13 protein-coding genes are annotated in these 25,287 nt (G+C 67.7%); 5 read left to right on the top strand and 8 right to left on the bottom strand.

Going from position 1 to position 25,287, the window contains the following annotated elements; all coding sequences use genetic code 11:
• Nucleotides 1-9: 9 nt before the first annotated feature.
• The gene (locus ACFWUP_RS17940) at nt 10-14,829 is read right to left on the bottom strand and encodes a hypothetical protein (protein ID WP_379235555.1); all 14,820 of its coding nucleotides are present in this window, start codon (nt 14,827-14,829) and stop codon (nt 10-12) included.
• 327 nt (nt 14,830-15,156) lie between these two features.
• Between ACFWUP_RS17940 and ACFWUP_RS17935 the strand changes: the two genes are divergently transcribed.
• From ACFWUP_RS17935 to ACFWUP_RS17925, 3 genes are read left to right on the top strand one after another with little or no spacing between them, the layout of a single operon-like run.
• A complete protein-coding gene (locus tag ACFWUP_RS17935; RefSeq protein WP_379235553.1) occupies nt 15,157-15,540 on the top strand; it encodes a hypothetical protein in 384 nt (127 codons plus the stop codon).
• A 20-nt stretch (nt 15,541-15,560) separates the two neighbouring features.
• Nucleotides 15,561-16,049: a DUF6301 family protein gene (locus ACFWUP_RS17930; RefSeq protein ID WP_379235551.1), complete on the top strand. Its 489-nt coding sequence runs from the start codon at nt 15,561-15,563 to the stop codon at nt 16,047-16,049.
• Entirely contained in the window at nt 16,046-16,492 is a 447-nt protein-coding gene (locus ACFWUP_RS17925) for a hypothetical protein (protein WP_379235550.1), read from the top strand. The genes ACFWUP_RS17930 and ACFWUP_RS17925 overlap by 4 nt, the downstream gene beginning before the upstream one ends.
• Before the next feature lie 173 nt (nt 16,493-16,665).
• Here ACFWUP_RS17925 and ACFWUP_RS17920 read toward each other — a convergent pair whose 3' ends face one another.
• From ACFWUP_RS17920 to ACFWUP_RS17910, 3 genes are all read right to left on the bottom strand, one after another.
• Nucleotides 16,666-16,983 (bottom strand): hypothetical protein, encoded by a 318-nt coding sequence (locus ACFWUP_RS17920; RefSeq protein WP_379235548.1) that lies wholly within the window; start codon nt 16,981-16,983, stop codon nt 16,666-16,668.
• 116 nt (nt 16,984-17,099) lie between these two features.
• Nucleotides 17,100-17,894: an ESX secretion-associated protein EspG gene (locus ACFWUP_RS17915; protein WP_379235547.1), complete on the bottom strand. Its 795-nt coding sequence runs from the start codon at nt 17,892-17,894 to the stop codon at nt 17,100-17,102.
• Nucleotides 17,891-19,849 (bottom strand): hypothetical protein, encoded by a 1,959-nt coding sequence (locus ACFWUP_RS17910; RefSeq protein ID WP_379235545.1) that lies wholly within the window; start codon nt 19,847-19,849, stop codon nt 17,891-17,893. Before ACFWUP_RS17910 ends, ACFWUP_RS17915 begins: the two co-directional genes overlap by 4 nt.
• Before the next feature lie 256 nt (nt 19,850-20,105).
• Between ACFWUP_RS17910 and ACFWUP_RS17905 the strand changes: the two genes are divergently transcribed.
• Together ACFWUP_RS17905 and dtd are read left to right on the top strand one after the other, a co-directional pair.
• Complete coding sequence (locus tag ACFWUP_RS17905) at nt 20,106-21,605, top strand: hypothetical protein (RefSeq protein ID WP_379235543.1); 1,500 nt, start codon at nt 20,106-20,108, stop codon at nt 21,603-21,605.
• 91 nt (nt 21,606-21,696) lie between these two features.
• Nucleotides 21,697-22,140: a D-aminoacyl-tRNA deacylase gene (dtd, locus tag ACFWUP_RS17900; RefSeq protein ID WP_379235541.1), complete on the top strand. Its 444-nt coding sequence runs from the start codon at nt 21,697-21,699 to the stop codon at nt 22,138-22,140.
• A gap of 4 nt (nt 22,141-22,144) precedes the next feature.
• Here dtd and ACFWUP_RS17895 read toward each other — a convergent pair whose 3' ends face one another.
• Genes ACFWUP_RS17895 through ACFWUP_RS17880 form a run of 4 tightly spaced genes read right to left on the bottom strand, consistent with a single transcriptional unit; the run spans nt 22,145 to nt 25,286 of the window.
• Nucleotides 22,145-22,489 (bottom strand): type II toxin-antitoxin system PemK/MazF family toxin, encoded by a 345-nt coding sequence (locus ACFWUP_RS17895; protein WP_379235721.1) that lies wholly within the window; start codon nt 22,487-22,489, stop codon nt 22,145-22,147.
• Complete coding sequence (locus ACFWUP_RS17890) at nt 22,486-22,704, bottom strand: ribbon-helix-helix protein, CopG family (RefSeq protein WP_379235539.1); 219 nt, start codon at nt 22,702-22,704, stop codon at nt 22,486-22,488. The genes ACFWUP_RS17895 and ACFWUP_RS17890 overlap by 4 nt, the downstream gene beginning before the upstream one ends.
• Before the next feature lie 45 nt (nt 22,705-22,749).
• On the bottom strand, nt 22,750-24,027 hold the full coding sequence (locus ACFWUP_RS17885) for an ABC transporter permease (protein ID WP_379235537.1): 1,278 nt from the start codon (nt 24,025-24,027) through the stop codon (nt 22,750-22,752).
• Entirely contained in the window at nt 24,024-25,286 is a 1,263-nt protein-coding gene (locus ACFWUP_RS17880; protein ID WP_379235535.1) for an ABC transporter permease, read from the bottom strand. Before ACFWUP_RS17880 ends, ACFWUP_RS17885 begins: the two co-directional genes overlap by 4 nt.
• Nucleotide 25,287: the final 1 nt, after the last annotated feature.

The raw sequence follows: 25,287 nt of genomic DNA, 5'->3' as shown, positions 1-25,287 counted from the left end.
CCGATCGCATCAGACTCGGTCGCTGAAGATTGTCATCCGGCCCGCCGGATCGGCAACCACGTTACGGATCAGCAGGCCGAGGTCCATTTCCGGCGGCAGCGAACGGTAGATCAGCTCGCCCATCGGCCTGCCGTCGACCGCGACCGTGAACCGCGTCATCCGCTGCGGTGACCGCTCCCAGCCCACGTGCGCGGCCGAGGTGAGCTCGATCGGCTGCGCGCCGACCTGCACCATCAGCCGATCGGCGAGGCGATAGAAGATCACCGTCACCCCACCCAGATCGGCGTACAGGCCATCGGCCCCGAGCTGTCCCGGCGGCGCGGGCCGCAGCGAACCGGACCGCGGATCGAACTCGGCAAGCACACCACCGCCATACGGACGCACGCGCAACACGATGTGCTCGGTCGGCGGCTGATACTCCGGCCGATACGGCCTGCGGGTGTCACCCTGCCCACCGGCAGCCGGCATCGCAGGTGGTGGATACATCGGCGCACCACCTTGCGGATTGCTGGTACCTGGTTGCTGCCAACCGGATTGGTCGAGGGTCGGGGTTCCGCTGACCGGGGGAAAGAACCGGCCGTTGCCCGGCGGGTACGGCTGGCCGCTACCGGGAGCGTATGGCTGGCCGTTGCCGGGCGGGTATGGATGGCCGTTGCCAGGCCCGTACGACTGACCGTCGCCGGGCTGGTAGGGGTGGCCATTTCCAGGGTACGGATGACCGTTACCCGGCGGGTACGGCTGACCATCACCGGGTGGGAACGGCTGACCGCTCCCCGGCCGGCCCGGTATGCCCGAGCCAGGAGGCTGCGTTCCCCACGGCGGAAGAGACGGCAGGCTCGGATTTCCGCCAGGCGGAGTCGGTTGGACCGGCCACGACGGCACTGTCGGTTCGTTCGGCGTCGGCTCGGTCGGCCACGGCGGCACAGGCGGAAGCGTCGGCGCAGGCGGAAGCGTTGGAAACGTCGGGACCGGCGGAAGCGTCGGCACAGGAGGTGCCGGAGGCAGCGGCGGAACAGGCGGTTCCGAAGGTACCGGCGGCAACGGTGGCACAGGCGGTATCGGTAGCTGCGGTTCGCCCGGCGGCACCGGCGGGTTCGGCTCGTCCGGCGGGCACGGCGGGCACGGCGGGTTCGGCGGCACGGGCGGGTTCGGCTCGTCCGGCGGGTTCGGGTGGGCCGGCGGGCGCGGTGGTTCCGGTGGCAGCGGTGGCTCCGGCGTCAGTGTCAGCGGCGGCACCGGCCATTGGACGGCGTCGAAAACCGGCACGTCGAGCTCGACCTCGTACTCGTGCGGCGGATGCGGGATGTGCGAACGCAGCGCCGACCCCGGCAATTGCCTACGCACTCCCGGTCGCTCCGCAGCATCGGGCGACCGCGGCGGACCATTGCCGTCCCCGTCGGAATCACCGTCCCGATCCAGGTCGAACCTCTTGTCCGGATCCCCCGAATCAACGTCGTCCCCACCCTCGTCCGGTTCTCCGGCCGTAGTCGGTTCGCTGTCATCGACCCCCGAATCCGGATCGTCCACCGCCCCCCTCGACAGCCCGGGATCGGCATTCTCGGCGGCCGAGTCGGAGCCCGGAACCTGCCGCGAACCAGCACCCGGCAGAACCTCGTTCTCGCCGTCGACATCGAGACCAGCGGGCACCCGCGGTGCAACTTCGTTGTCGCCGTCAATATCCGCCGTAGCAGGCAACGACTGCGGAACCTCGTTGTTGCCGTTGACATCCGGATCCGAAGGCGACCTCGGCGGGACCTCGTTGTTGCCGTTGACAATCGGACCCGCAGGCGACCCTGGCGGAAGCTCGTTGTTGTCGTTTACACCCGGCCCAGCAGGCGACCCCGGCGGAGCCTGGTTGTCGACGACATCCGGACCAGCAGGCAACGCGGGCGGAATCTTGTTGTTGCCGTTGATATCTGGTCCGGACAACGACGGCGGCATGGGCACACCGGGGAGAGCGGGTGCGGTGGGGTCAGGGGTGAGCAGTGCGGGGGAATCCGGGGTGGGAGCACGGTGGCTCGGTCCATCGTCCAACGCGGGTGTCGGTGTGGGCGCGTCGATTTCGGGGTCGGTGACGAACGGTTCGTTGAGGAGTGCGCGCAGGCGGGCGATGTCGGTTGTCCGCTGCCGGATCTCGTCGCGGATCTCCTCGTGCACTTGCGCCAACTGTTCGAGGGTGAGGCGTTCGTGCTTGTCGATGCGGCCGTCGCGGAACCACTCGTAGACCTGGGCCACCCGCGTGTCGTCGGCATCGGTCAGGTCGACGCCGAGCAGGCGGGCATGGTCACGGCTCGGGCCGGGGACGGCGTCGGAGGGTGCGGCGGGTAGCGGCGAGCGGTTGCCGAGGTCGTCAGCGCCTACCTCGCGCAGGAAGTCGAGAGCGTCGCGATCGTGCACCGGTGGGTCGTCGCCGATGGCGCGCGGGTCGGTGTCCGGGTCGTAGACCAGGTTTTCGGCGTACGGATCGACCTTCGCGAGCGCCCGCACGTAGTCGGCGAGCGGGCCGACGAGATCGTCGATTTCACCGCGCGCGGCCCGGTTGGACAAAGCCTCGGCCAGCGCCGCAGCGTCGAGCGGCAGCGCACCGCGCGCGAGGCCGAGATGCGGGGCGAGCGCGTCGCGTGCGGCGTCGACGGCCGCCGGGTCGAGCGCGCGCAACAGCTTCGCGTAGTCGGTGAGGTTGGCCGACCGCTGACGGTGCAGCTCCACCCGCGTGGTCGGATCGGCGAGCCCGCGGGCGATCACCTCCGGGCTCAGCGCCTCCGGGGTGACGCCGAACCGCAGCGCCAACGCACTGCGCGCAGTGTGCAGCGCGTTGAAGTTGTCGATCGCGTCGGCGCTGCGCGCGTAGTCGACCAGTCCCTCGACCTGCCTGGCCCGCACCTGATTGGCGCGTTCCTGTTCCGCGAGCAGCTTGTCGAGTTGCTCGGCGGACAGGTTCGACGGATCGTCGATGCCGAGCCGCTGCGCCACCTCGGCGAGATCGGCCCGCACCTCGGCCAGCGAACGTGGTTGCGGCACAGGCTGATTCGATTCATCCGCAACGGCGGGCAGGTTCGCATCCGGCTCGGTGCCCGTTGGCGGCAGTTCGATCAGCCGCCACGGCTGCGTCCCCTCGCGCACCATCGTCGCGTCGACCGTGCGACCGTCGACCTCGGTGCGCAGGTGCCGCACCTCGGGCGCGTCGGCCTCGAGGATGTGCACGCGGCCACCCTCGTCGATTCCGACCACCCGGATCTCGATGTCGACCTCGCCACGGTTGAGCCGGTCGACGAAGTCGGCATCGGCGTCGGCGAGCGCACGTGCCAGTGCTGCCTCGTGTCCGGCCCCGGTGTCGACGATCGCGATCCTGCCGTCCTCGGTGTCGACCACGAGCCGGTCGCCACTGTCGCTGTCGTTGAAATCGGTTACCCGCCGGGTGAATTCATCGAGTACCCCGACGTTGCCGTCCAGCTGCCCACGCAACCTCGCGATCTCGCCGTCGAGATTGTCGACCAGCGCCGCCAAGTCCGCCGCGGCCAGATGCGCCCAGGTGGACCGTTCGTCGCGCAGCCCGGCGCGGCGCAGCGCGTCGTCGAAGATCTTGCGTGCGTCCTCGGCGTGGACGGTCGGCTCGCCACCGTCGTCGCTGAGATCACCCCAGATGTTGACCCATTCGCCACCGTTGTTCACCCCGCGCCAGTTCAGCATCTGCAAGCTGAACGCGTCGCCCTTGGCCGCGACGACTTCCTTGAGATAGGCGCCGAGCGGGTCCTTACTGTGGAAGTTGGCGGGCCGGAACGGGATGTCCGCGTGCTCGGAGTTGAAGAATCGCGCGGCCGCTTCCAGCGCCTGGATCACACCGTCGCGGCGCAGCAGCCGGTATTCGGCCTCGGCGACGGCCTTGCGCAGCCCGTCTTCACTGAAATCGGTGAGCTGGACCCCGAGTTCGCGGGCCAGCGCTTCGAGCACGGTCGCGTCGGAGATGCGCCCGTTGACCGCCTCGACCACGTCCTGCAACCACGGCGGCAGCGGTTCGGCGACGGCGGGCACTTCCTCGCCTTTGCCCGAAATCTGCCCCGGCTCATCGGTTTCCGTGAGCTCGTCCGACGCCGCCAGCTCAGCGGGCGTCAAACTCTCCGGTTCGAGCAGATGCTCCAACCCGGCGTCGCGCAGGTCCTGTTCGATCTGACGGCGCAGCTCCGGGTCGGCATCGGAGATCCACGGCTTGTACTCGCTGCCGTCGAGATTGCGCAGCGGCAGGAACTCGCCTGCCTGATCGGCGATCCGCGAGGACAGGTGCTTGAGGATCGGCACCAGTTCGCGGTTCTGCCACATGAGCACACCCTCTTTGAGGATGCGTGCCGGGTTGAACTTGATCTGCAGTTGGTCGTACTCACCGCCGGGTTGACCGGGTGTCGAGTCCTTCACGGTGGTCAGCGGCAGCCCGGCGCCGTGACCGAGCATCGACTGCCCGGCACCGTCGATGCTCGAGCCGGAGGGGTACTTCGGATTGTCGCCGTAGTAGCCACGATTGACGAGCCGGTCCCACAGTTTGCGCAGCCAGTTCCGCTGCGGCGGCACCTCGACCGCCTTGTCGCCGGTCGGCCGGAACGGCTTCGGTTCGATGCGCGCGAGGGGTTCCAGATGCCAGGAATCCGGTCCGTCGGCCACCAACCGCACCAGCATCTTGTCGCCGTCGACGTCGAGCGACAGCACGCGGTCGTCGAGCTCGGTGCGCACCATCTGATACAGATGCGCCATATCACCGGCGTCGCGCGTGACCCCTGCGCGCAACCGGTTGATGTCGTCGGCGGCGCGGACGAGACCCGGGTCGGCAGGTAGACCGAGCCGGGCAGCCCAGCGTCGAGCGATGGCCTCGCGCAGCGCCCGCTGCCGCGGGTCGGTAGCGGCCTCGGCGTGCCGGACCGCGGCGGCGAACGCCTCGACCGCACCCGCCCGCAACAACTGCCGGTACCGCGCGGCATCGAGCGCGCCCGGATCGGTGAGATCCACACCGAATCTGGCGGCCAGGCGATCCATCGCCTGCTGCGCGGGCTCGATCCGCGGACCGCCGGGCTGCCGCGCACCGTCTTCCGGCGGAAGGATCGACGTCGGGTGCACCGGCGTCGCCCGCGGGCTCGGCTCCGGTTCGGTGCCGAGCGAGGGTCGTGCCTCGTCGAGTCCGGCCAGCCGCAGTTCCTCTGCCACCTCGGCACGTACCTGCGGATCGCCCTCGACCCGCCAGTGATCGAGCCCGTCCTGCAGTTCGTCGAGGTCGAGCGGTTCGTAGTCGTCCGGGTACCGCATGGGCTTGCCGAGTTCGGCGTCGGGATCCAGTGCGCTGTCGAGGAATCCGCGAGCCCGCGCCATATCGGCGATCTCGGCGAGCGCCCCGAGCGGATCACGCTGGCCGGTGAGCGCGTCACCGAGGCCGAGGGCTTCGGCGAGGATGCGGACCTGCTCGGCCTGGTCCGGGCTGAGCGGTGGGGTGTCGGCGTGTACCGAGGGCGGCAGATCGCTCAGTTCCCGGAGGAACTGGAAGACGTCGTCGAGGAAATCCCTGCGCTGGTACGCGTGCCCTGGTGCGTCGTCTGTGTCGATACCGTCGGTGGCCGGCTGATCCAGCGCGGCCTCGCCCGGCACCGCCAGTTCGGCGGGCGTCCTGGGCAGGCCGAAGTCCAATGGCGACGAATTCTTCGCCGGCTCTTCGGGTTCCGGGCTCGGTGCGGTCGGTGGACGCGACGGCGGCTTGGACGGTGGACCGCCGGGCGCCGTCTGCGATGCGGGCGGGTCACCCGAATCATCGTCATCGTCACGCGAGACGTCGTCGTCGCGCGAACCGTCCTCGCGCGAACCGTCGTCGTCCCGTGATCCGTCGCTCTCTCGCGAACCGTCCTCGGAACGCGAACCATTGACGCTCTCGCCCGTCGCCCCGTCCCCGCTGTCCGGCGTCGATTCCCCGCCCGGTCGTTCGACCACGGCGTCGAACCTGGCCGCCATTTCCGCACGAGCAGCATCGAATTCCTGCTGCACCCGCAGATACGACTCCATCGCCGCCAGATCCGCGTCGACACCGTCGAGATCACGCAACGCCTCGTCCAGCGCGACATCGGCACGGTCGGCGCGGCGCTCGTCGGCCTGGTCGTGCAGTTTGTTCTGACGTTCGACAGCGTCGTCGATCATCGCCAGCGGATCGACCGGCTCGCCCGGTCCGACCAGGTCGTCCAGCGAGGGAATCGGTTCGGCCAGTTCATCGGCGACCTCGTCCAGCTTGCGCATGGTCTGGTCGAGCTTCGCCTCGGCCCGGTCGTCCAGGTCGCGGCCGCGTTCGGGCGGCACGTCGGGCAGGCCCGAATCCGGCTGCGAGCCACCATTATCCGGACCAGCGGGCAACCCGCGTCGCCCCTCGGGCAATGCTTCGGGCCGCGGGCCCGGGTGTTCCCTGGCCGGAGTGCTCTCACCGGGCGGCAGGTCGGCCACCGGTCGGTAGAACTCGTCGGTGAGCGCTTTCAACTGCTCGAGCCGCTCGGTCCTGAGCCGGATCTCCTCGCGGATGGCCGCGATCTCGGCGGCCAGCTTCTCCGGGCTCAGGCCCTCGTGCTTCTCGATCTTGCCGTCGCGATAGGCCTCGTAGATCTCGACGAACTTCGCGCCGTCGGCCGTGGACACGTCCACCCCGACCAAACGAGCCCAGTCACGATTCGGCTGTGGCCGTGGATCGTTCGGTCCGACCGGCTCGTCCGCGCCGTACGAACGGGCGACGTTGTCGGCGACCATGGCGGCGAAATCGACCGGACTCGCACCGGACTCGGCGGCATCGACCACGTCGCGCAGTCCGTGGATCGCGTCGTGGTCGTAGATGTGCGGGTCGCCGGTCGTGCGCGGATCGGCCGCTCTGGTGCCTGCGGGATGATCGGTGTACGGGTCGATCCGCATCAGTACGTCGGCGTAGGCAGCCAGCGCACCCCGCGCATGGTCACCCGCGCCGAGCTTGTGCATCCGCGTGACGAGCTTGCGCAGCTTGGCCGGGTCGATGCCGGTATCGGCCGGGCCGACCTTCGACCGGCCGGTGCGCGGGTCGGTCACGCTGACGGTCGGGCGAAGCGCCGCCGGATTCCCCGGGCTCAGTGCGTTGATCAGCGCTTCCTGCGCCGCCTTGACCGCCGCCTCGTCGACATTGCGCAGTTGCTGGGAGTAACCGGCGGTCTTGCTCGGGTCGCGCTGGCGCCCATCGAGCAGGTCCTCGAACTGCTGCTGACGTTTGCCGCGGCGCTGCTTCGGATCAGCCAGGGCTTCGGCGATGCGCCTCGGTGTGAGCTCACCGTCGGGGATGCCGAGCCGAGTCGCCAGTTGATCGCGCGCGTCACCGATCAGATAGAAGCTTTCGATGTCGGACATCGTGCGGGCGTAATCGGCCAGCGCCTCGGCCTGCCCGGCGCGCACCGCGTTGTCCAGATGCAGCGCACGGATGGTGGCGTCGATATTGTCCGGGTGCAGTGCGGCCGGTCCCAGCTCGAGTTGCCTTGCCAGATCGACGATTTCGCGCACCATGTCGGCACGGTCGCGGGGCGCGGGCGTCGGTTCGGGCGTCGGCTGAACCGGCCGCCATTGGCCGTCCTCGCCGCGCATCATCGTCACCTGCAGTTCGGCACCGTCCACCGTGCGCCGAATGTGGTGCACCTCCGGTGTCGTCACCGGATCGAGGAACTGCCTGCCCGCACCGTCGGCGTGCACGGCCCGGAAGTCCGGCCGCAGCATCCCATTGTCGATGTCGATCGCCAACTCCGGGTTGTCCCGCAGTGCGCGGGCCAGCGCCTGTTCGCGATCGAGCGCACCGTCGAGGACCAGCAGGCGGTCCGGCCCGCCATCGGCATCGGGCACCCGCGCGACCTGATCGCCGTAGGTCATGCCCACCGGTTCGGCGCCGTCACCCTGCAGGATCGGCTGTGCGGCGGCGATGAAATCGGCGAGATTCTGCGCTCGCTGCCGCGCCCCGTCACGCAGTTCGTTCAGCGTCGAATCCATCCGGTCGCCCGACAGATCGCTGAGGTCGCGGCCGAACATCGCTGCCCAGCCGGACAATTCGTCACGCAGCTGGTCGCGGCGCAGCGCGTGCTCGAAGAACTCGCGGGCCCGAGCCTCGTCCCGGCCCGGTTCCCGATCGTCGGAGAAACTCGCCCATTCGGGCAGCCGGTCCGCGCCGTTGGCGACCCGGTCGTAGTCACGCAGCGAGGTGACGCCGTCGAAGGCGACGATCAGGTCGCGCAGGAACCGGCCGAGCGGATCGTTGTCGAGGAAGCTGACTTCGTTCGAGAACGGCACGGGGCGTGGGGAACTCGTGTCACCCCAGTAGCTGCGCCGCGGCTGTTCGCCATCGACCTGGTCGTCGTCATCGGCGGTGTCGTCGCGTGATTCGACCTCGCGAAGGGGTTGTGACCCCGACAGAGTCCGCTCGTCGGGGGCTGCCACCGGTTCCGCGTCGACCGGATGGTCGGCGCGCCGGTACGGGCGGGTCTGTTCTTCGTCCGCACGGCGCGCGGCATCGGCCAGGCCCTCGATCGCACCGATCTCGCGCAACATCCGGTGAGATTCCCGGTCGATCGCCCGGCGGATCTCCGCCACACCGTCACCACGCAGGTGGATGCCGAGGCGGTCCGCCATCTCGGTCAGCGTCTCGCCCTCGGGCGGCGGCCCCTGCTGCTCGGGCCTCGGATCCACGGGCGGGATGGGCGAATCCTCCATCGCCCTGGCCTCGTCGGTATCGATGAGCCCGTTGAATTCCAGATCGTCGATCAGGTCCTGGCGCAGCCGCGGATCGCGCGCGTCGCCGAACAGCTTTTTCAGGACGTCGCGGACCTCGTCGGCGTCCATCCGGTTGGCGCGCAATTCGCTGATCACGGTGTCGCGCACGGCATTCGGATCGGCATCGGAGATCCACGGCCGGTATTCGGTGCCGTCGGGCAAGTACACCGGTCGGTAATTGCCTGCCGAATCCGCCTCGCGCCCGAGCAGTCCGCCGATGATCGGAACGTGCTCACGGTTGTGATACCAGGTGAGGCCCTCGCGGCCGATCCGCGCCGCATTCAACACGGGATCGGCTCCCGCAGGCGGTGCCTCGCCCATCACCGGGCCGTCCACCGGCGGTGTCGGCTGCGCTGGTGTCGGCGCCGGACCGGAGATCAGCTGCGCGCCACCGGTGACACCGTCGCGGATCGCGGTCTGGCCTTGATGATCGAGACCGGATCCGGACGGGTACTTGAGATTGAGCCCTTGATACCCGGCATTGAGATCATCGACCAGCTTGCGCAGAGCATTGCGGTTGTCGACCTCGGGAATGTTCGCGTCGTTGCGCGCGGGCACATTCTGCGTGGCCTCGTCGCCGTCGTTGCGCGCGACCACCCACTGCCCATCGGCCATCTGAATGTGCAGCGCGACGACTTCCCCGTTGGCACCGAGCTCGACCCGCACCTCACGTTCCGGCGGTTCCGGTTCGGCGAAATCGGGTTTGCGCCGGGTGGATGCGTCGTCGTCAACGCCCAACCAGTCCATGTTGTCGCTGTCGACGTCCGGCCGATCCGGCGTGTCCACGCTGTCGTCGGGCACGTCCCTGTCGCCGGTGATGAAGTCGTCGTCCGCGGACCGGTCGATCGTGGCGGGGTCGATCCCGAAAGGCAACGGGACGTCGGCGAGCAGATCGACTCGGTCGCGGGTGAGCAGCAGCTCGGTGACGGTGATCTTCCCATCGATATCGGTGTGCACCAGCCGGTACTCGACCCGGAGCGTGCCGTCCTCCATGGCCGCGCGCAACTGGGCCACCGCGTCTCGAATCGCCCGGCCTTCGGGGCTGTCGGGGTCGATGCCCCGCTCGAGCATCTGCTCGGGCGTCTCGTTGAGCAGTCGCACGAGGTTGCGGTCGTTGCTCAGAATGTGGCGAAGGTATTCGGGTGAACCCTGTTCTGCGCTGATGACTTTGGAGCCACCGAGGGTGGCGCCCACGCCCTTCGCCTCCACGATCAACAGCGTCGGTCCCGAGTCCCCGTCCCCACGCGGGACGAACGACGCGATGTCCACCACGCCGGCCCCGTCGAACGCGCCCTCGAAGGGCGAGAGCTTGACCGCGCCGGGCCTGGCATCCGGATCGAGGGCGTAATCGAGGCCGGCCAGCTCACCGAGTTTCTTCGAGACATCGACCATCTCGAGTCCGAGGTCGTTGTAATCGGTGGCGACGTCCTCGAGATCGTAGAGCCGCTCGAGCTTGCGGGTCCGTTCCTCCTCGCTTAGCGTGGTGTCGGCGCGCAGCTCCTGACGCAGGTTCTTGATCTTCTCCGGCAGCGCCTTGGGCGCGAGTTCGTGCTTGTCCGTCAGCCCGAACTCTTTCATGACCTTGCCGAGCTCTTTGCCAGTGTTGTTCCGCTCGGTCTGCAGTTCGATACGCCGGTCGGACGCCTCGCTCAGCTCCGCCGCGCGATCGGGATCCCGCATCTCGTACGGCTCCGAATCGCCCTTCTGAACACGGTGCTGGTACTCGCGGCCGGTGAGGTGGTCCTCGACGAACCCACCGGAGTCGTACAGGCGGAAGTTGACGTTGCGCTTGGTGCCGGCCGGGTCGTCGACGTGATGCCAGGTCCCGTCCGGATCCCGATAGCTGTCCAGCCGGTCACCGGGCCTGCGCAACACCCCGTCGTCCCCGCGAACCATCCCCTCCGGGACCGAATCGTCGGATCCACGATCCGGACCGGCGACATCGTCGTCATCGCCCATGAAGTCGGTCTCCGGGTATTCGGGTGAGACCAATCGGGGTTCGGTGGGTTTGCCGTCGCGCGCCGCCTGTTCGAGATCGGCGTGGCGCAGCGGGTCGACTCGAGGCTTGCCTTCCTCGATGATGTGGCCCGCGGTGCTTTCGGTGCCCTGCACCACCCGGGTGCAGTTGGCGCAGCAGGGCGCTTCGACGCCACGGCTGGGGACGAACGGCGAGTTGAGGATCGAGGCGAGGCCGTCGAAGTCGGTCGGCAATTGATCGCCGGGATCACGTTGCTGGTTGAGCAGTTCCCGGTCACGCAGGGCGGCGTTGGTTCCGCGCACCTCGGCGTGGCCGAGTGGGTTGTCCGGGTGAGGGAACCCCGCCGGGTCACGCCCGTGATGATAGGCGTGCTCGGGGTACTGGTAGCGGACGATGTTGTCGTACAGCGTCGAGTGCAGCTCGGAGGGGTGGATCAGCTGCTCGGAGGTGCCGTTGGCGGCTTCGTAGACGCGACCGGTCAGACGGTCGATGGTGATGGAGGTGACGTGTCCCCGCCGCTTCGCCGACAGCCGCTCGGCCTCGGCCTTCTCCAAGCCCTTGGCGGGCGAATCGCCTGCCCTGGTCTCGGCCGCGTCGGCGGCCAGGAAGTTGTCGAGGGCGGTCTTGGCCGCCGCAGCCTGCTCCTTGGCGTCCGCGACACCTGCCTCAGCCCGGCGCACGCCGTCCGCTGCTTCGTCGGCGGCACGGTCGAGCGCATCGGCATCCTCGGCGCCACGGTTACGCGCGTCCGAGGCGGCCTCGACCGCGCGGGTGTGTGCTGCCCTGGCATCTTTGAGAGCTATCGAGGCATCGCGCACCGCCCGGCCCGTGTCGGACTTCGCGGTTTCGAGGGCCTTTTGCTGGGCCTTGTGCTGCTCGTAGTCGGCGACCAGGGCCGCGTCCGGCGTGGACGCGTCGACGAACGCCTGGCCACGCTCGGCACTGAGCCGGTGGGAGAACTCGTCGATCGGTTCGCCGCCGACATGGGTGATCCGGGGCGGATCGCCCGCGGTCTGCACCATCGGGTCGTTCGTGTCCAGCACGCCGAGTAGGTGCGCGTCTACGCCGGGCGTCCGGCTGAACGGTGCGTTGTCAGTCCCGTTTCCTGGGTCGAGGAACGACATCGCGGCGGGGCGGGTCGACGGGTCCTCGTCGCTCATGAAGTCGACGAGTTCGCGATCCCGTGGTGATCCGTCGCCGTCGAGCAGGTCCCGGTTATCGGCGGGATCGGAATCAGGTCTGGGCGAGGGTGTTTCACCGGTCGCGGTAGCCGACTCCGGGCTGAACGTCCGCCACTTGCCGCCGCTGTCGATCACCGGATCGGAGCCGGGTTCGCGCCGCACGCCCACCCGATCGGTCGGCGCGGTGACATCGACGCCGAGCTGGTCGGCGATGTACTGCGCCCAGCCCTTGCTGTTGCCCGCGTGGCAGGAAAGCAACCGAACAGGCGTTCCTGGAACGTAATTCGGGTTGCTGCGGATCGCGTCGACGATGTCTCGCGGGTGGACCGGGTCGCCATTGCTCGGGGTCACCGAACCGTCGCGCCGCCCGTGCACGACCACGTCGTGGGAGCCGTCGTTGCGCACGTTCTCGCTCACCCGGTGGGTGCGGGCATCCTCACCGATGGCTGTGCCGGTCGGATGATGGACGACGCCTTGGCCGTTGGGCAGACGGCTGTCGTAGACCGGGCCGCTGTCCTCGTCGGGCCGCGGCTGCCTGCGGTCATCGCCGGCATCGGCGCGATCCCGCGGCGAGGCGGGGTCGTCGGCGCCCGGTCGACCGGGGCGACTCGCCTCCGGGCCCGGCCGCGGGCTCGCGCCCGGATCCGCTCCGACAATCGGCACCACCGGTGGAATATCGGCCAGCGGATCGGACTCCGGCCGAACCTCGGAGTCCCCGGCACGAGTGCGATCGGCGGTGGCCTCGGGCTCGCCCGCGCGGGTCGGCGGCGCTTCTCCCGGCGCGGCCCGCAACCCCTGCAGCGGCGTCTCGGCCACCCCGGCACCGCGCTGTTCACCGACACCCGCGCGGCTTTCACCACCGGGTCGACTCGCATCGGGTTCTTCGGCGGTGCCCTGCGGGTCGGCCACCCGCGACTCGTCGACAGTCGGGCTGTCGGTTCTGACTTCCGGTGCGCCGGAACGAATGTCGGACCCCGGCTGCGCACCGTCGGTCAGCCCGGCTCTGGTCTCCGGCACACCGGGACGGGCAGCGGGCTGCGAACCCTGGGCGGGCGTCGACTGCTGACCAGGGGTCGACTGTTGACCGGGTGTCGACTGGCCTGGCGTCGATTGTGTTGGTGCAGTGGGTGATTGAGTGGCACCGGCCGCTGGCTGACCGGTCGTCGGCGCCGTCGCCTGACTGGTGACCGGCGCCTGCCCGGTCGCGGCGGGCGACGGTCCAGCCGTCGCGGCGGGCCCTGCGCCTGCCACACCCCCAGCAACCGGCGCCCCCGCCTGCGTCGTGGTGTCCCGGTTCGTCGTCTGAGTGTCGTTGACCTGCGTAACCGGCTGACCACTCGACTGCGCGTCGGTGCGCGTGCCCTCGTCGAGGCTCGCCCCGTCTGCCTGCTGCTCGGCCTCGCCCGCGCGCGACCTGTCCTGACCGGAATCCGTGTGCGCCGCAGGACTTTCCCCTTCGGCGCGGCTCCCGCCGTCCTGACGACCGCCGTCACCCGCTGGCGATTCGCCACCCTGCACTTCAGGCTTCGACTCCTGGCGGCCCGTACCCGCGCCACCATCTGCCGAGGACTGCCGGTCGTCACCGGTCTGCTGGTTCGCCTGTCCCGCTTCGGAATTCGTCGGCCCTTGGGCCTCGCCCTCGGGCGACTGCGTACTTCCGGCAGGGTGCATCGACTGACTGTCGTCACCCGCACCGGCCCGCGACTCACCCGCGCCCTCGCCGCCCATGGTGTCGTCGCCCACACCCGCGCGCACGCCGTCGTCACCACCGGCCCCGGTCCCCTCCTCATCGGCACCGGCCCGGTTCTCGCCCTCGCCGCCGGGACGGTTGGACGACCCGTCCCCGCCCGCACTCTCGCTCTGCCCGAATGTTCCGAGGTCGTGGCCGGGCATGGCATCGCGAACCTGGGAGCTGAAGCTCGGCCGTTCGAACAGTCCGGGTTTCATCGCCGACCACGCGGAATTCGCCCCGGCCTTGTTCAGACCGGAAAGACCACCGTTGCTGGCACCCGCGCTCCACATGAGCGGGTCGGACGCCGCGGTCTGCAGGTTGTTCCAGGCCTGGCCCCAGCCCTGGGTGACGCCCTCGTACCCGAACTGGCCGAGCATGCCGCCGCCCGCGCCGACCAGACCGGCACCGGTGCCGGTGATCGCGCCCTTGAGCCACGGCGACATTCCGTCGCCGAGCCGCTTGCCGAGGAAGTTGCCGAACGGGCCGGCCGCCAGACCACCGGCGGCGGAGGAGACCGCGGCCGCCTTCACCTGGTTCCAGTCGACCTCCTTGCGGTGCCCCTGATCCACCTGCCACTGCTGGGCACCGAGTTCCTGGAGTGTCCCCAGGGCCGTGTCGATCGCCACGTGCTGACCGACGAACTTCAGCACCCGGGTGATCACGGCCTTCGCGCCGTGGCGCAGGATCGCCGCAAGCACCCGAGCGAAGATTCCCCGCGCGACGATGCGGGTCACGCCGATCGCGGCCGCCTGCACCGCGGGCGCTGTCGGCGGAAACACCCACGCCGCAGCGATTTCCAGCGCCAGCAAGCCCAGCGAGGAAAGGAACATGATCTTGGTGTATTCGATCTCGGTGCCGGTCTGATACACCGAGTCGCCGAGGATGTCGAACAGTTCGGCCAGCTTGGTCACCGACTGGTCGCCGCGGGCCATCCCCTCGAAGGCCTTGAGCATGTCATCGACACCCTCGCCCTGCGGATACGCCTTGAACGCGGCATCTTTGGCAGCATCGACGTCGTCTACCAGGCCACGAAGACCGTCAGCGGCCGTGCGCCAGTCCTCGGCCATGGCCCACATCTCGTCTTCATTGCCCTCCGGCCATTCCATGCCGGCAAGAATCGAGAGCCAATGCAGCCCATCGGGGAGATCGATCATGGGAGCGCTACGTCACCAACTCGAGTCCGTGAACGTCGCCATCGCCCCTCATCCCTCATAGTGATGCTGTTCGAGCACACCACAACTCGTTCGCCTCCGCAACAACAGTGGCAGGCACCGGCGAAGCCGCGGTGACGACGAAATGAACGCCAGGCGGCTGGAATGCCCCGCGCCACTCCTGCTGTACGGGCGACTTGACGACCAGCCGGTGCGGGCGAAGGATCGAGGTCGGCGGCTCGCCGAAGTGCAGACGCGAGGCGGGCACCCGCGCCGACGAGCACGGGAGCCCGGCACAGACTCCATGACATCGAGAACGGGACGCACGCAATGGAATTGAAGCCGGTGGCCATGTACCGCGAGATGTACGAGCGCGGGCACGACGAACTGCCTTCGGTCTTCGACGCACCCACCGGCACCGTCGAGGACGACCGCGACCAGATCCTGAACTACATGCGCAAGGTCCGCGCCATCTTCGACGTCATGGGCGAATCCCCCGACCTGTTCACCAAGGACACCGACATCGAGGGCGGGCCTTCCCTGTACTCCGACGGCGTCTGGATCTGGCGCGAGGACTCCCTGAAGTACCTCGCCGAACAGCCCCTCACCCTGCCTTCCGAGTTCATCGAGCGTGTGCGCTCCTTCGACTACGTCCCCCAACAATTCGACACCCGCGACCCCGACTTCGACGCGGCGTTCCTGTCGTACTTCTGACCGAGAGGAGAAGGCACCGAATGACGAACTGGCACGCCATGCCTGCCGACAAGGCAGCCGATCTAGCGCGCGCACTGTACGCACTCGACTGGTCGTGGGTCCTCGACGACGCCCCAGCCATCGTCGAGAAGTTCGGTTGGCACACCATCTCCAGCCGACCGCGCCGAATCATGCTCGACGTCGGATTCGGCCCGGACAGCGGCACGATCCGCGCCAAGAACGGCCAGGTCACCTCGATCGAACTACAACTCACCGACTTCGCCGACAACCCGGCCGAGAACGCCGAGGTCACCACAGCTTTCGACAGCATCACCGCGGCGATCACCGCCCAACTCGGCGAGCCGACCGCGCGCGTCGCCGGCCCACCCATGCAGTACCGGTGGGCCGGCGCTGAAGCCACGATCCGACTCGAACGCTCTGCCGCCTCGGTATGGCTGTATCTGGTCACCAATGCCAGGCTGGCCCTCGACGACCGCAGCATCGAGCTCGACGAGCAGGGCCTGCTGTGACCGACTGGACCGAGTTCGCCAGTGGGCTCGCGGCCGAGCTCCAGAATTCGCCCGACAGTACGGTGCTGGTGATCGGCGAAACAACCGAGCCGGGAGAACGGCGTTTCGTCCAGTTCCTCAAGACGGGCACGGTCGTATCAGCTGAACTCAGCGGCGACGAATGGCTCGAGCCCGCCTTCCGCCCCGGTGCCGACGGCGTACAGGCCATCACCGACGCGGGTTGGCACCAACCCAACGAAGATCACATGGGCAACTGGTGGATCGAATTCCCCTGGTCGGCAGGCACCGACGACTACCGACAACTCGCCGCGATCACCGTCGCCGGACTCCGCGACGGCTTCGGCATCGACTCCCCCGCAAAGCTGGTCTACCGAGGCTGGGTGGAGCGGGCCGGAAACAGCAGGCTACATCTGCCCGGCCTCGGAATCCCGGACCAGAGGTGACCGCCTTCCGAACCAGGCCCCCTGACGAGGTCGCTGAGCTGGGCAGTCGCCTGCGCACACTGGACTCACTCGCTCCATCACCCTGACCTTGGCGGCCGACGACTGGCTGGACTTGTTCGACGATGGCGTGCTGCTGTCCCAGCAGGGCCTGCTGTGACGGACTGCCGAACTGACTAAGTCAGCCCGTTCCTGTTGCCGTCTTCCATCTTGTCGATGTAGTCGGCGCTTTCGGTCTGGCCGTCGGCGAAATCGCCCATGGACTTCGCCATCGTCTTGACGTTGTCACTGGTATTGGTCCAGGAGGAGTCGTAGCCGTCGTTGCCGCCGGGGCCGTCGTTGAAGCTCTGCCCGAGTTTGTCGTTGCCCCAGACATTTCCGCGGCCGTTGAGCGAGGCGTTCAGCGTGTTGATGATGCCGGTGAGTTGATTGCCGACACTGCGCGACTTGCCTGCCGCGGTCCGGAAGTCGTCGGCGTTGTATTCGAATGTCATCGCGCTCATCCCTCCACAAGTGATGCCTGCCGAGCACATCACAACTCGTGTGCGTGCGCAACAGCCTCGCATGATCGGACGAACCGCGGATGACACCGCCGTGAACGACGGGTTCCCTAAGCGCTTGCCTCCCAGTGCGATTCCACGCGCGACATCATCCGCTCGATGGAGGTATTGATCTTGTCTGTCAGATCCGAACGCGACATCGGGGTGGCGATCGGGTTCTCGCTCGGCAGCTCGATCACATAGCGTCCGTCGTCGGGAAGATCGCGCCACACCAGGATGTCGCGATGCATGCCGCGTGAGCCGAACATCGACTGGTTCTGCAGGATGTTGATGGTGCCGGTGCGGTCGGCCGGACGGTTGAAGAACTCGGTGCTGCGCTCGACGATCGAGGTATCGGCTTCCTCGAAGAACATCGAGGATCGCTGCCCGTATTCGTCGCCACCGCCCGCGTCGGTGACGAGCGGAATCATCCCGCCCACGGCCGCACCGGTGGTCGGCATCAGGTCGACAATGGCGTCGGCCAGCCCGTGGGGGCCGATGTCGATCACCGTGTAACCACCACTGTGCGTGGGTGTTTCACCAGGCTGCTGGTAGATCAGATAGCCGTTGGCACCGGCCCTTGCCGCCCTGGCCTTGAGCCACCGGTCGGCGTCGTCACGCGCCCGATCGTTCCAACCACGCAGCCGCACATACACTTCCGGCCGTTCCAACACATCGAAGACCGAACGAAGCATCGGATCGACCGCGTGCTGCAGACGCTGCCAGACCTGGTACTTCTCCTGCTCGTACTCCTCGTGCAGACGAGTCCTGGTCTGGAAGGTGAGCGGACGCGGCAGATCGGTGCCGACGAATCGCTGCCACAGCACCCGGAATTCGATGTCGGTGAGTTCCCACTTCTGCGTCACGCCCGCGCCTCCGGCCGTGCGTGCGCGATCGAGTCGGTGCTGCCGGATTCGATCGGCGCCTCGATGACTTGCACGGGTGCCTCGATGACTTGCACGGGCGCCTCGACAATTTGCGCGGGCGCCTCGACAATCTGCGCGGGCGCCTCGACAATTTGCGCGGGCGCCTCGGTCGACATCGACTCGGCGAGTAGGCCGGTGAGCGGGGTGACAACATCGCCCAGGCTCGACAGGTTGGAGAAGTCCGGCAGCGAGGCACGTGGGAATGCTTCTCCCGCAGCCGCTTCGGTGCTCGCCTCCGGCACGCCCGCCCCGTCGACGGTCGTCGTCGCGGTCTCGATGCCGAGCAGTTCCGCCAGCGGCGAGAGGGCCGGGTTGTCCGCGATCAGCTGGTTGATCTCAGGTGACTGCGACAGCAGCTCGGACAGGTCGGGGAACTGCCCCAACAGGTTGCCGAGCTGGGTGAAATCGGGCAGGCCCGATGTGGCGCCGGTCCCGCTGGTGTCGGCCGATACCTGCTGCAGCGCGGTCGCCAACGACGGCAAGGCCTGGGTGAGCGAGGAGACCGCGGAGGTGACCGCCGACATCACCGAGGACAGGATGCCGGACATGTCGCCAGAGCTGGACCCGCTCGACCCCGCCGCGGATCCGGTCGAACCTGTCGAACCCGACGTCTGGCCGTTCGCACCCTGCTGCGAACCGTTGGCGCCGTTCTGCTGCAGAGCCGCCGCCGCCTGCTGAGCGGCTTGCTGGGCAGCCTGCTGCTTGGCCACCTCGGGCGCGACAGCCTGTTGCTGGCTGCCGCCTCCGGAATTGCCGCTTCCGCCGGAATTGCCACTACCACCGGAGTTACCGGTGCCACCGTTGTTGTTATTTCCACCGTTGCCGTTATTACCGTTGTTGCCGTTGTTGTTGTCAGGCGTCTTCACCGGCCCCTTCGGCGCAGCAGGCTCCGCCGCCGCCGGGAACAACTTCTCGGTATTGGTCACACCGTTGACGTAGTGGCGCTCGTACCGATCCCGGTTCTCCTGCAGATCGTCATCGCACTTGTCTTCGGTCTCGATCGGCATAGACACCTTGGTCGCGTACAGCCAGTTCGCCGTGTACTCGAGATTCTGCTGCATCATCTTGAAGGAATCGCTGGCCACCATCGCCGACTTGCCGAACGTGGTGATCGCGGCCAGAGCGGCCTCGCCGCCCTGGCTCTCCCACCGGTCGCCGGTGATCTCACCGAGCTTCTGCTCGAGGTTGTAGGCGGCGCCGTGCACGGCGTGAGCCATCGCCTCCCAGATCGGTGCGTCGCCTGCCACCTCCTGCCAGGAGATCCGCTGACCGAGGTCGTACATATCGCGCCAGGACATGTTGTCGGCGGCGCGGACGGGTATCCGCACACCGCCCGTTTCCGCCGTCGCGGTGCCCGCGTGCTTGGGCACGTTCGCGGTTTCGATGTCGTAGTTGTGCTTCTCCATCTTGATGTCCATGCCGGTGCCCGGTCGCACCTTGACGTCGACTTCCCAGTGGGCCGGGTAGTAGCCACCGGCCTGGGACACCTCGCCCTTCATGTCCTTGGCGCCGGGCGAGGAGTTCACGTTCTTCAGATCGCCCTTGAGCGCGGCGATGTTGTCGCCCGAACCCTTGTCGGTCTCGGTGTACGACTCGCCTGCGGCCTTGAACATGGAGACCAGGTCTTCGAGCGAGTCGATATAGCGCCCGAGCAGGTCCTTGGCCTGGGTGGCCTCGGAGATGAACTTGGTCCGCAGCGGCGGTCCGGCATCGACTTGGCTGCCGCCCAGCTTGGACTCGTCGTAGTTGTTGAGGTCGTGGTCGCGGAACAGATTCTGGCAACCCTTGAACACCTCGATCGCCTGACTGCACGCCTTGGCGGCCTCGAGCGCGGCTCCCGTCTCGACCTTGACCTTCGCCTTGCCCGCCAGCCCCTCGAAGGGAGAATCGCCCACGCCAACCGCTCCTCGCAGCACCCCGCCGCCGACCCTCGCAGGCGACTCGATCGCCTCGCATTCTAGTGAGCATTGCGAAATATGCACAGCAGCAAGGAAACTCCGGCACCGACGTGAGATGAACAGACGGTTCCGCCGAACGATCCGGCAGCCGACACCGATCTGTGACAGACTCGATCGAAGCGCTAGCGGCCGCCGGACGGCCATGAACGAACGAACGATAGGGCCCAGCTTTGACGCCGCGATGGAATTGCTCATGACCGACCTGGGCGACCTCGAACGGCGCGTGGTGGCCAACCGCGCCAACACCCGCAGCCAGCACGCCGACGACTACCTTCGCCTGGCCGGCTCACTCACCGAATTCGCGCAGGGCCTGCTCGCCACCCGCGACGATCCGTCGGGTCGCGATCGCACCGCCGAGGCGTTGGAGCCCGCGCAGGAAGCGGTGGCGATCCGCCTGCACTGGCTGGTCGAGGGGTTCGTCTCCTACGAGTACGCGGGGGCGTTGCAGGACGCGTTGCGGTTGTTCGAGCAGGCGACGCGGCTGGTCGGGCATCGTCAGCTCGCGACCAACACCATTCGCAGCGCCTGTTCGGCGTATCGGCAGGTCGCGCAGGACTACCCCGACGTTTCGGCCATGTGCGCCGACGGGTTGTCCAAGTGCGGCGTGTGGTTGATGCGGCTCGATCACGATGCGGCGGTGGCGGCGAGTGAGTCGGCGGTGCGGATTCGGGCTGGAATGTACGCGCGCACGTCCGAGCAGCCGGGCAAGTACCTGGCGAGCCTGAGCAGCCTGCTGCGCACCCTGATGGTCGGGCGCTCGCGCAAGCAGGCCATCGCGAGTTATCGCGCGTTGTATTCCGAGGTGACCACGACCGCGAGTACCGCGAAACTGCGCGAAACCCGCGTCGAGGAACTGGATCTCACGGTCAAGGCCAGGCAGGCACTGGTGAAGCTCGGGGCTCATACGCTGGAACGCGCGGGGCGGCTCACCCAGCAGCAGATCCTGTACCAGTCGGGTGGCGATCTGGCCACGATCGACGAGATCAACTGGCGACTGGCCCTGGTGGGCCTCAAACCCCTTGCCGCAGGGGCGATGCCGGAACCGCCGTCGCGCCCGGTGGAGATCTCGGCGACCTACGGTGCGATCGCCGTCCGCTGTTCGGCACCGGACGGGCTGGCCCAAGTACGCGCCGCCATCGTCGCCGCCTATGCCGACGACGGCGCAGAGCCCGTGGACGCGGGCCGTTTCGCAGGCGTGCACGACAAGCACTGGGGCGTCAAGGAACCCAAGACCAACCTCGACACCGAACTCGGTGCCGACGTCGTGCTGGTCGAAAAATCCTCGGGCAGCTGGATTTCGGTGAAGAGCCTCAACTGGGAGATCGGCGCACTCGGCAAACACCCTCTCGCCGTTGCCCTTTCAGCGAAATGGCCGGTACTCACCGTCGCCACGATCGAGAAGATCTCCTACGAGCTGTGCCTCTACGACAACGGCGTAGCCACCCAGTACGCCGCCCTCGGCAGGCCCGCCGGACAGGCACCGCTCGACACCCCGCTGGCCCCCCTGGATTTCGCGACACTGGCCGACTACGGCGCCGACTACGCCTCCGAAACCCAGGTAAGAGCCGCCTTCGGCAACGCCGAAATGTTCGCCAAGGTCACCGAACTCCCCGGCGCGGGCATCCGCCAAGCCGCCGAGAAGGCCCCCCTCACCGACTACGGCCCGAACATCCTCTTCTTCGGCAAGGACTGACCGGAACAGTTCTGAATATCTCCAGCCGCCTGTGCCGGAATGGGTGGCCCCGGATGCCGCGTCATGCGGTCGCCCGGCATGATCGGTGATTGTGCGAGTACTGCTGCAGCGTGTGACCACCGCCCAGGTGAGTGTCGACGGCGAGGTCGTCGGGCGTATCGACCCGGCGGCAACAGGCGCCCCGCACGGCCTGCTCGCCCTGGTCGGAGCCACCCACACCGACACCGACGCCATCGCGAAAGCCTTGGCCGACAAGGCATATCGCCTGCGTATCCTCGACGGCGAACGCTCCGCCGCCGACCTGAACGCCCCCATCCTGGTGGTCAGCCAGTTCACCCTCTACGCCAACACCAACAAGGGCCGGCGCCCCGCCTGGAACGCCGCCGCCCCAGGCAACATCGCCGAACCCCTGGTGGACACCTTCACCGAAACCCTCTGCGAACTCGGCGCCACCGTCGCCACCGGCACATTCGGCGCCCACATGCACATCGACCTCACCAACGACGGCCCGGTGACAGTCCTGCTCGAAAGCTGACGCGTTAAAGATTCAGGTGCACCCTGAGCGCCCGATCCAGATCTGCGGCAAGCGTGGCAGTCAACCGACCGACTACGCGACCGACCCGATCAACCGACACCGACCGGACTTGCTCTGCCTGTGCCTTCGACGCCACACGCAATCCGACATCGTCGAGCAGGACCTGGAACGGGTACACCTGGTCGACATTGCTGGTTACGGGCACCACTGTGATCACACCACGGCCGAGCTGATCCGCTCGCCGATTCGCTCCGTCGTTGCTGACGATTACTGCAGGACGAGTCTTGTTGACCTCATTCCCGCGAACCGGGTCGAAATCGACAAGCACGATATCTCCACGGCGCATCAGGAGAGGCCGTCAGCGAGCGATTCCGACCACACCGTATCCTCGCCCGCCGCTTCCCACTCTTCCCAGGCAGACTCGTAGGCATCTTCGAGTGCACGTGCCCGCAGCAGGGCGATCGCCCGCTGGATGGCGGCCGAACGCCCCGGCAGTCCCGACCGACAGACTTCCTGGTCGAGAACCTGGAGATCCTCCTCCGAGAGGCTCACACTGAGTTTCATACCTAAAATGCTACCAGAGTAGGAACCGCAGTGGCATGCCGTCGACTACTTGTCCCCCGGCCGGTAGGGAATGCCGTCGGCAGCGGGTGCGACCGCCTTTCCGATGAACCCGGCCACCACGACAAGGGTCACCACATACGGCAGCATCCCGAGGAATTCGGTGGGGATCGGGTTGCCGGGCATGGTGTTGAGGAAGCGTTCCAGGGCGCTGGAGAAGCCGAACAGCAGGGCCGCCAGTAGGGCGCCGATCGGCTTCCAGCGGCCGACGATCATCACCGCGAGGGCGACGAAGCCCAGCGCCGCGGTCATGTTCTTGCTGAAGGCCACGTTGTTGGCGATGGTGAAGAAGGCGCCGCCGAAGCCGGAGAGGGCGCCGGCGACGGTGACGTTCCAGAAGCGAAGGCGGTTCACGTCGATGCCCGCGGCGTCGGCTGCGGCGGGGTGTTCGCCGACGGCTCGGGTGCGCAGGCCCCATCGGGTGTGGAACAGCAGGTAGGACAGGCCGAAGACGCAGGCAAGGGCGACGTAGACGAACAGGTTCTGGTCGAACAGCACGGGGCCCAAAAGAGGGATGTCGGTCAGGAAGCCGAGGCCGATGTCGTGGAGGAATTCGCCGATCCGCGGCACGGTGCTCGGCCGGTTGAGCGAATGGTCCATGCGCATGAGACGTTCGAACAGGAACCCGGTGAGACCGAGCGCGAGCAGGTTGAGGATCACGCCGGTGACGAGCTGGTTGACCTCGAAACGGGTCGCCAGCCAGGCGAGTAGCAACGTCGACAGCATGCCGCTGAGTACGGCGGCGAGGATGCCGACGTAGGGGTTGTCGGCGATCGAGGCGAACAGCACCGCGGTGAACGCACCCGCGAGGAACTGCCCTTCGATACCAAGGTTGATCACGCCCGAACGTTCACAGACCACCCCGGACAACGCGCCGAAGATGAACGGCAGCGCCAGGAACAGCGTCGACGCCAGCACGAACTCCACCGGGAACCCCACACCGGGCGTCACCACCCACGACAGCACCGCGATCACCAGCGCCGTCACCGCGACACCGACGATCACCCCGTGCACACGCGGCGACAACGCGCGAGCCAACAGGGCGATGCCGAGCAGCGCTGTGAGTAGGCCGAGGGACAAGACGATCGCGAGGGTGGGCAGCGTCCAACTACTTTCGACGGTCTGATCCAGCCGGAACGTGGTGGTCCGCCCGTCCGCGATGAACACCACCCCGAGCGCACTCAGACCCAGACCCAGCACCACGAGCACCACCCCGGCCACACTGTGCCGGGTGGTCTCGACCGGCGATGCGATAGCGGTACTCACCAGCCCCTCGCTTCCAGAGTGTTGAGCCCACCACGCGGTGTTCGCAGGTGCAGCAGGGTTTTCACCAGCGCGGGCGCGGCGACGAACAGCACGATCACCGCCTGCAGCAAGGTCGACATCTCGACCGGAATAGCAGGTTGCATGTGCAAAGTGCCCGATTTCAGCGCACCGAACAGCAGCGCCGCCGCGACGATCCCGCCCGGATGCGCCCGCCCGAGCAGCGCGACGGTGATCCCGTCGAACCCGAACTCCGCGACCGTGCCCGGATTGACCGTGTACGGGTTGAGGCCGAGCACCAGCGCGGCGCCGCCGAGCCCGGCCAGCGCACCTGAGACACCCATCGTGGTCACCCAGGTCCGCCCGATATCGATGCCCGCCGTCTCGGCCGCGTGGTTGTTGGCGCCGACCGCGCGGATCCGATACCCGAAGGTGGATTTACTGAGCAGCCACCAGATTCCGGCGGCCAGCGCGAGCGCGATCAGCAACCCCACGCTCACCCGCAACCCCGATCCGGCCCAGCCCAGCAGCCGCGGCAGCCGCCCCGAGACGTCCACCTGTTTGGAGACCAGTTCCTGCGAGGTCGTCGAGTGGATGAACGTGGTCCCCAATGCCCAGAGCAGGAAATACGTGGCGATATTGTTCAACATGATCGACGAGATGACCTCGTGCGCACCGGTTTTCGCCTTCAACAAGCCGGGGACGGCGCCGAGCAATCCACCGGCCAGCGCACCGGCGAGCAGCGCCAGCGGCACGTGCAGCAGCGGCGGCAGATCGAGCGCGAACCCCACGATCACCCCGCCGAGCATCCCGAGGATGAACTGCCCGTGCCCGCCGATATTGAACAGTCCGGCCCGGAAGGCGAGGCCGACGGCGAGTCCGGTGAAGATCAGCGGGGTCGCGTAGGTGAGGGTCTCCGAGATCGGCCGCAGCACCTGGGCGAGGGTGGCGTCGCCGTCGAAATACTGTTGCAGGCGGGCGAAGTCGATGATCGCGCCCTCGAACATGTCGCGATATCCCGTGCTCACCGCCTGCCACGAGAAGCTCAGCGCGTCGGACGGTTTGCGGAAGAAGTAGCCCCAGGCGCCGCGCACCGACGCGTCGGAGAAGATGATCAGCAGGGCGCCGATCGCGAAGGCCAACAGCAACGAATAGATCGTCACCATCACGCTGTTGGCCTCGGTCAGGTACCCGATGAAGGTCCGGCCGACGTCCCGTTTGGGCTTACGTTCGCCGGGCGATTCGATAGTCGTACTCGGCATG

Source organism: Nocardia sp. NPDC058658 (assembly GCF_042716665.1).
Taxonomy (GTDB): Bacteria; Actinomycetota; Actinomycetes; order Mycobacteriales; family Mycobacteriaceae; genus Nocardia.
The sequence above is the reverse complement of the archived record's forward strand: the minus strand, read 5'-3'. Positions and strand labels throughout refer to the sequence as shown.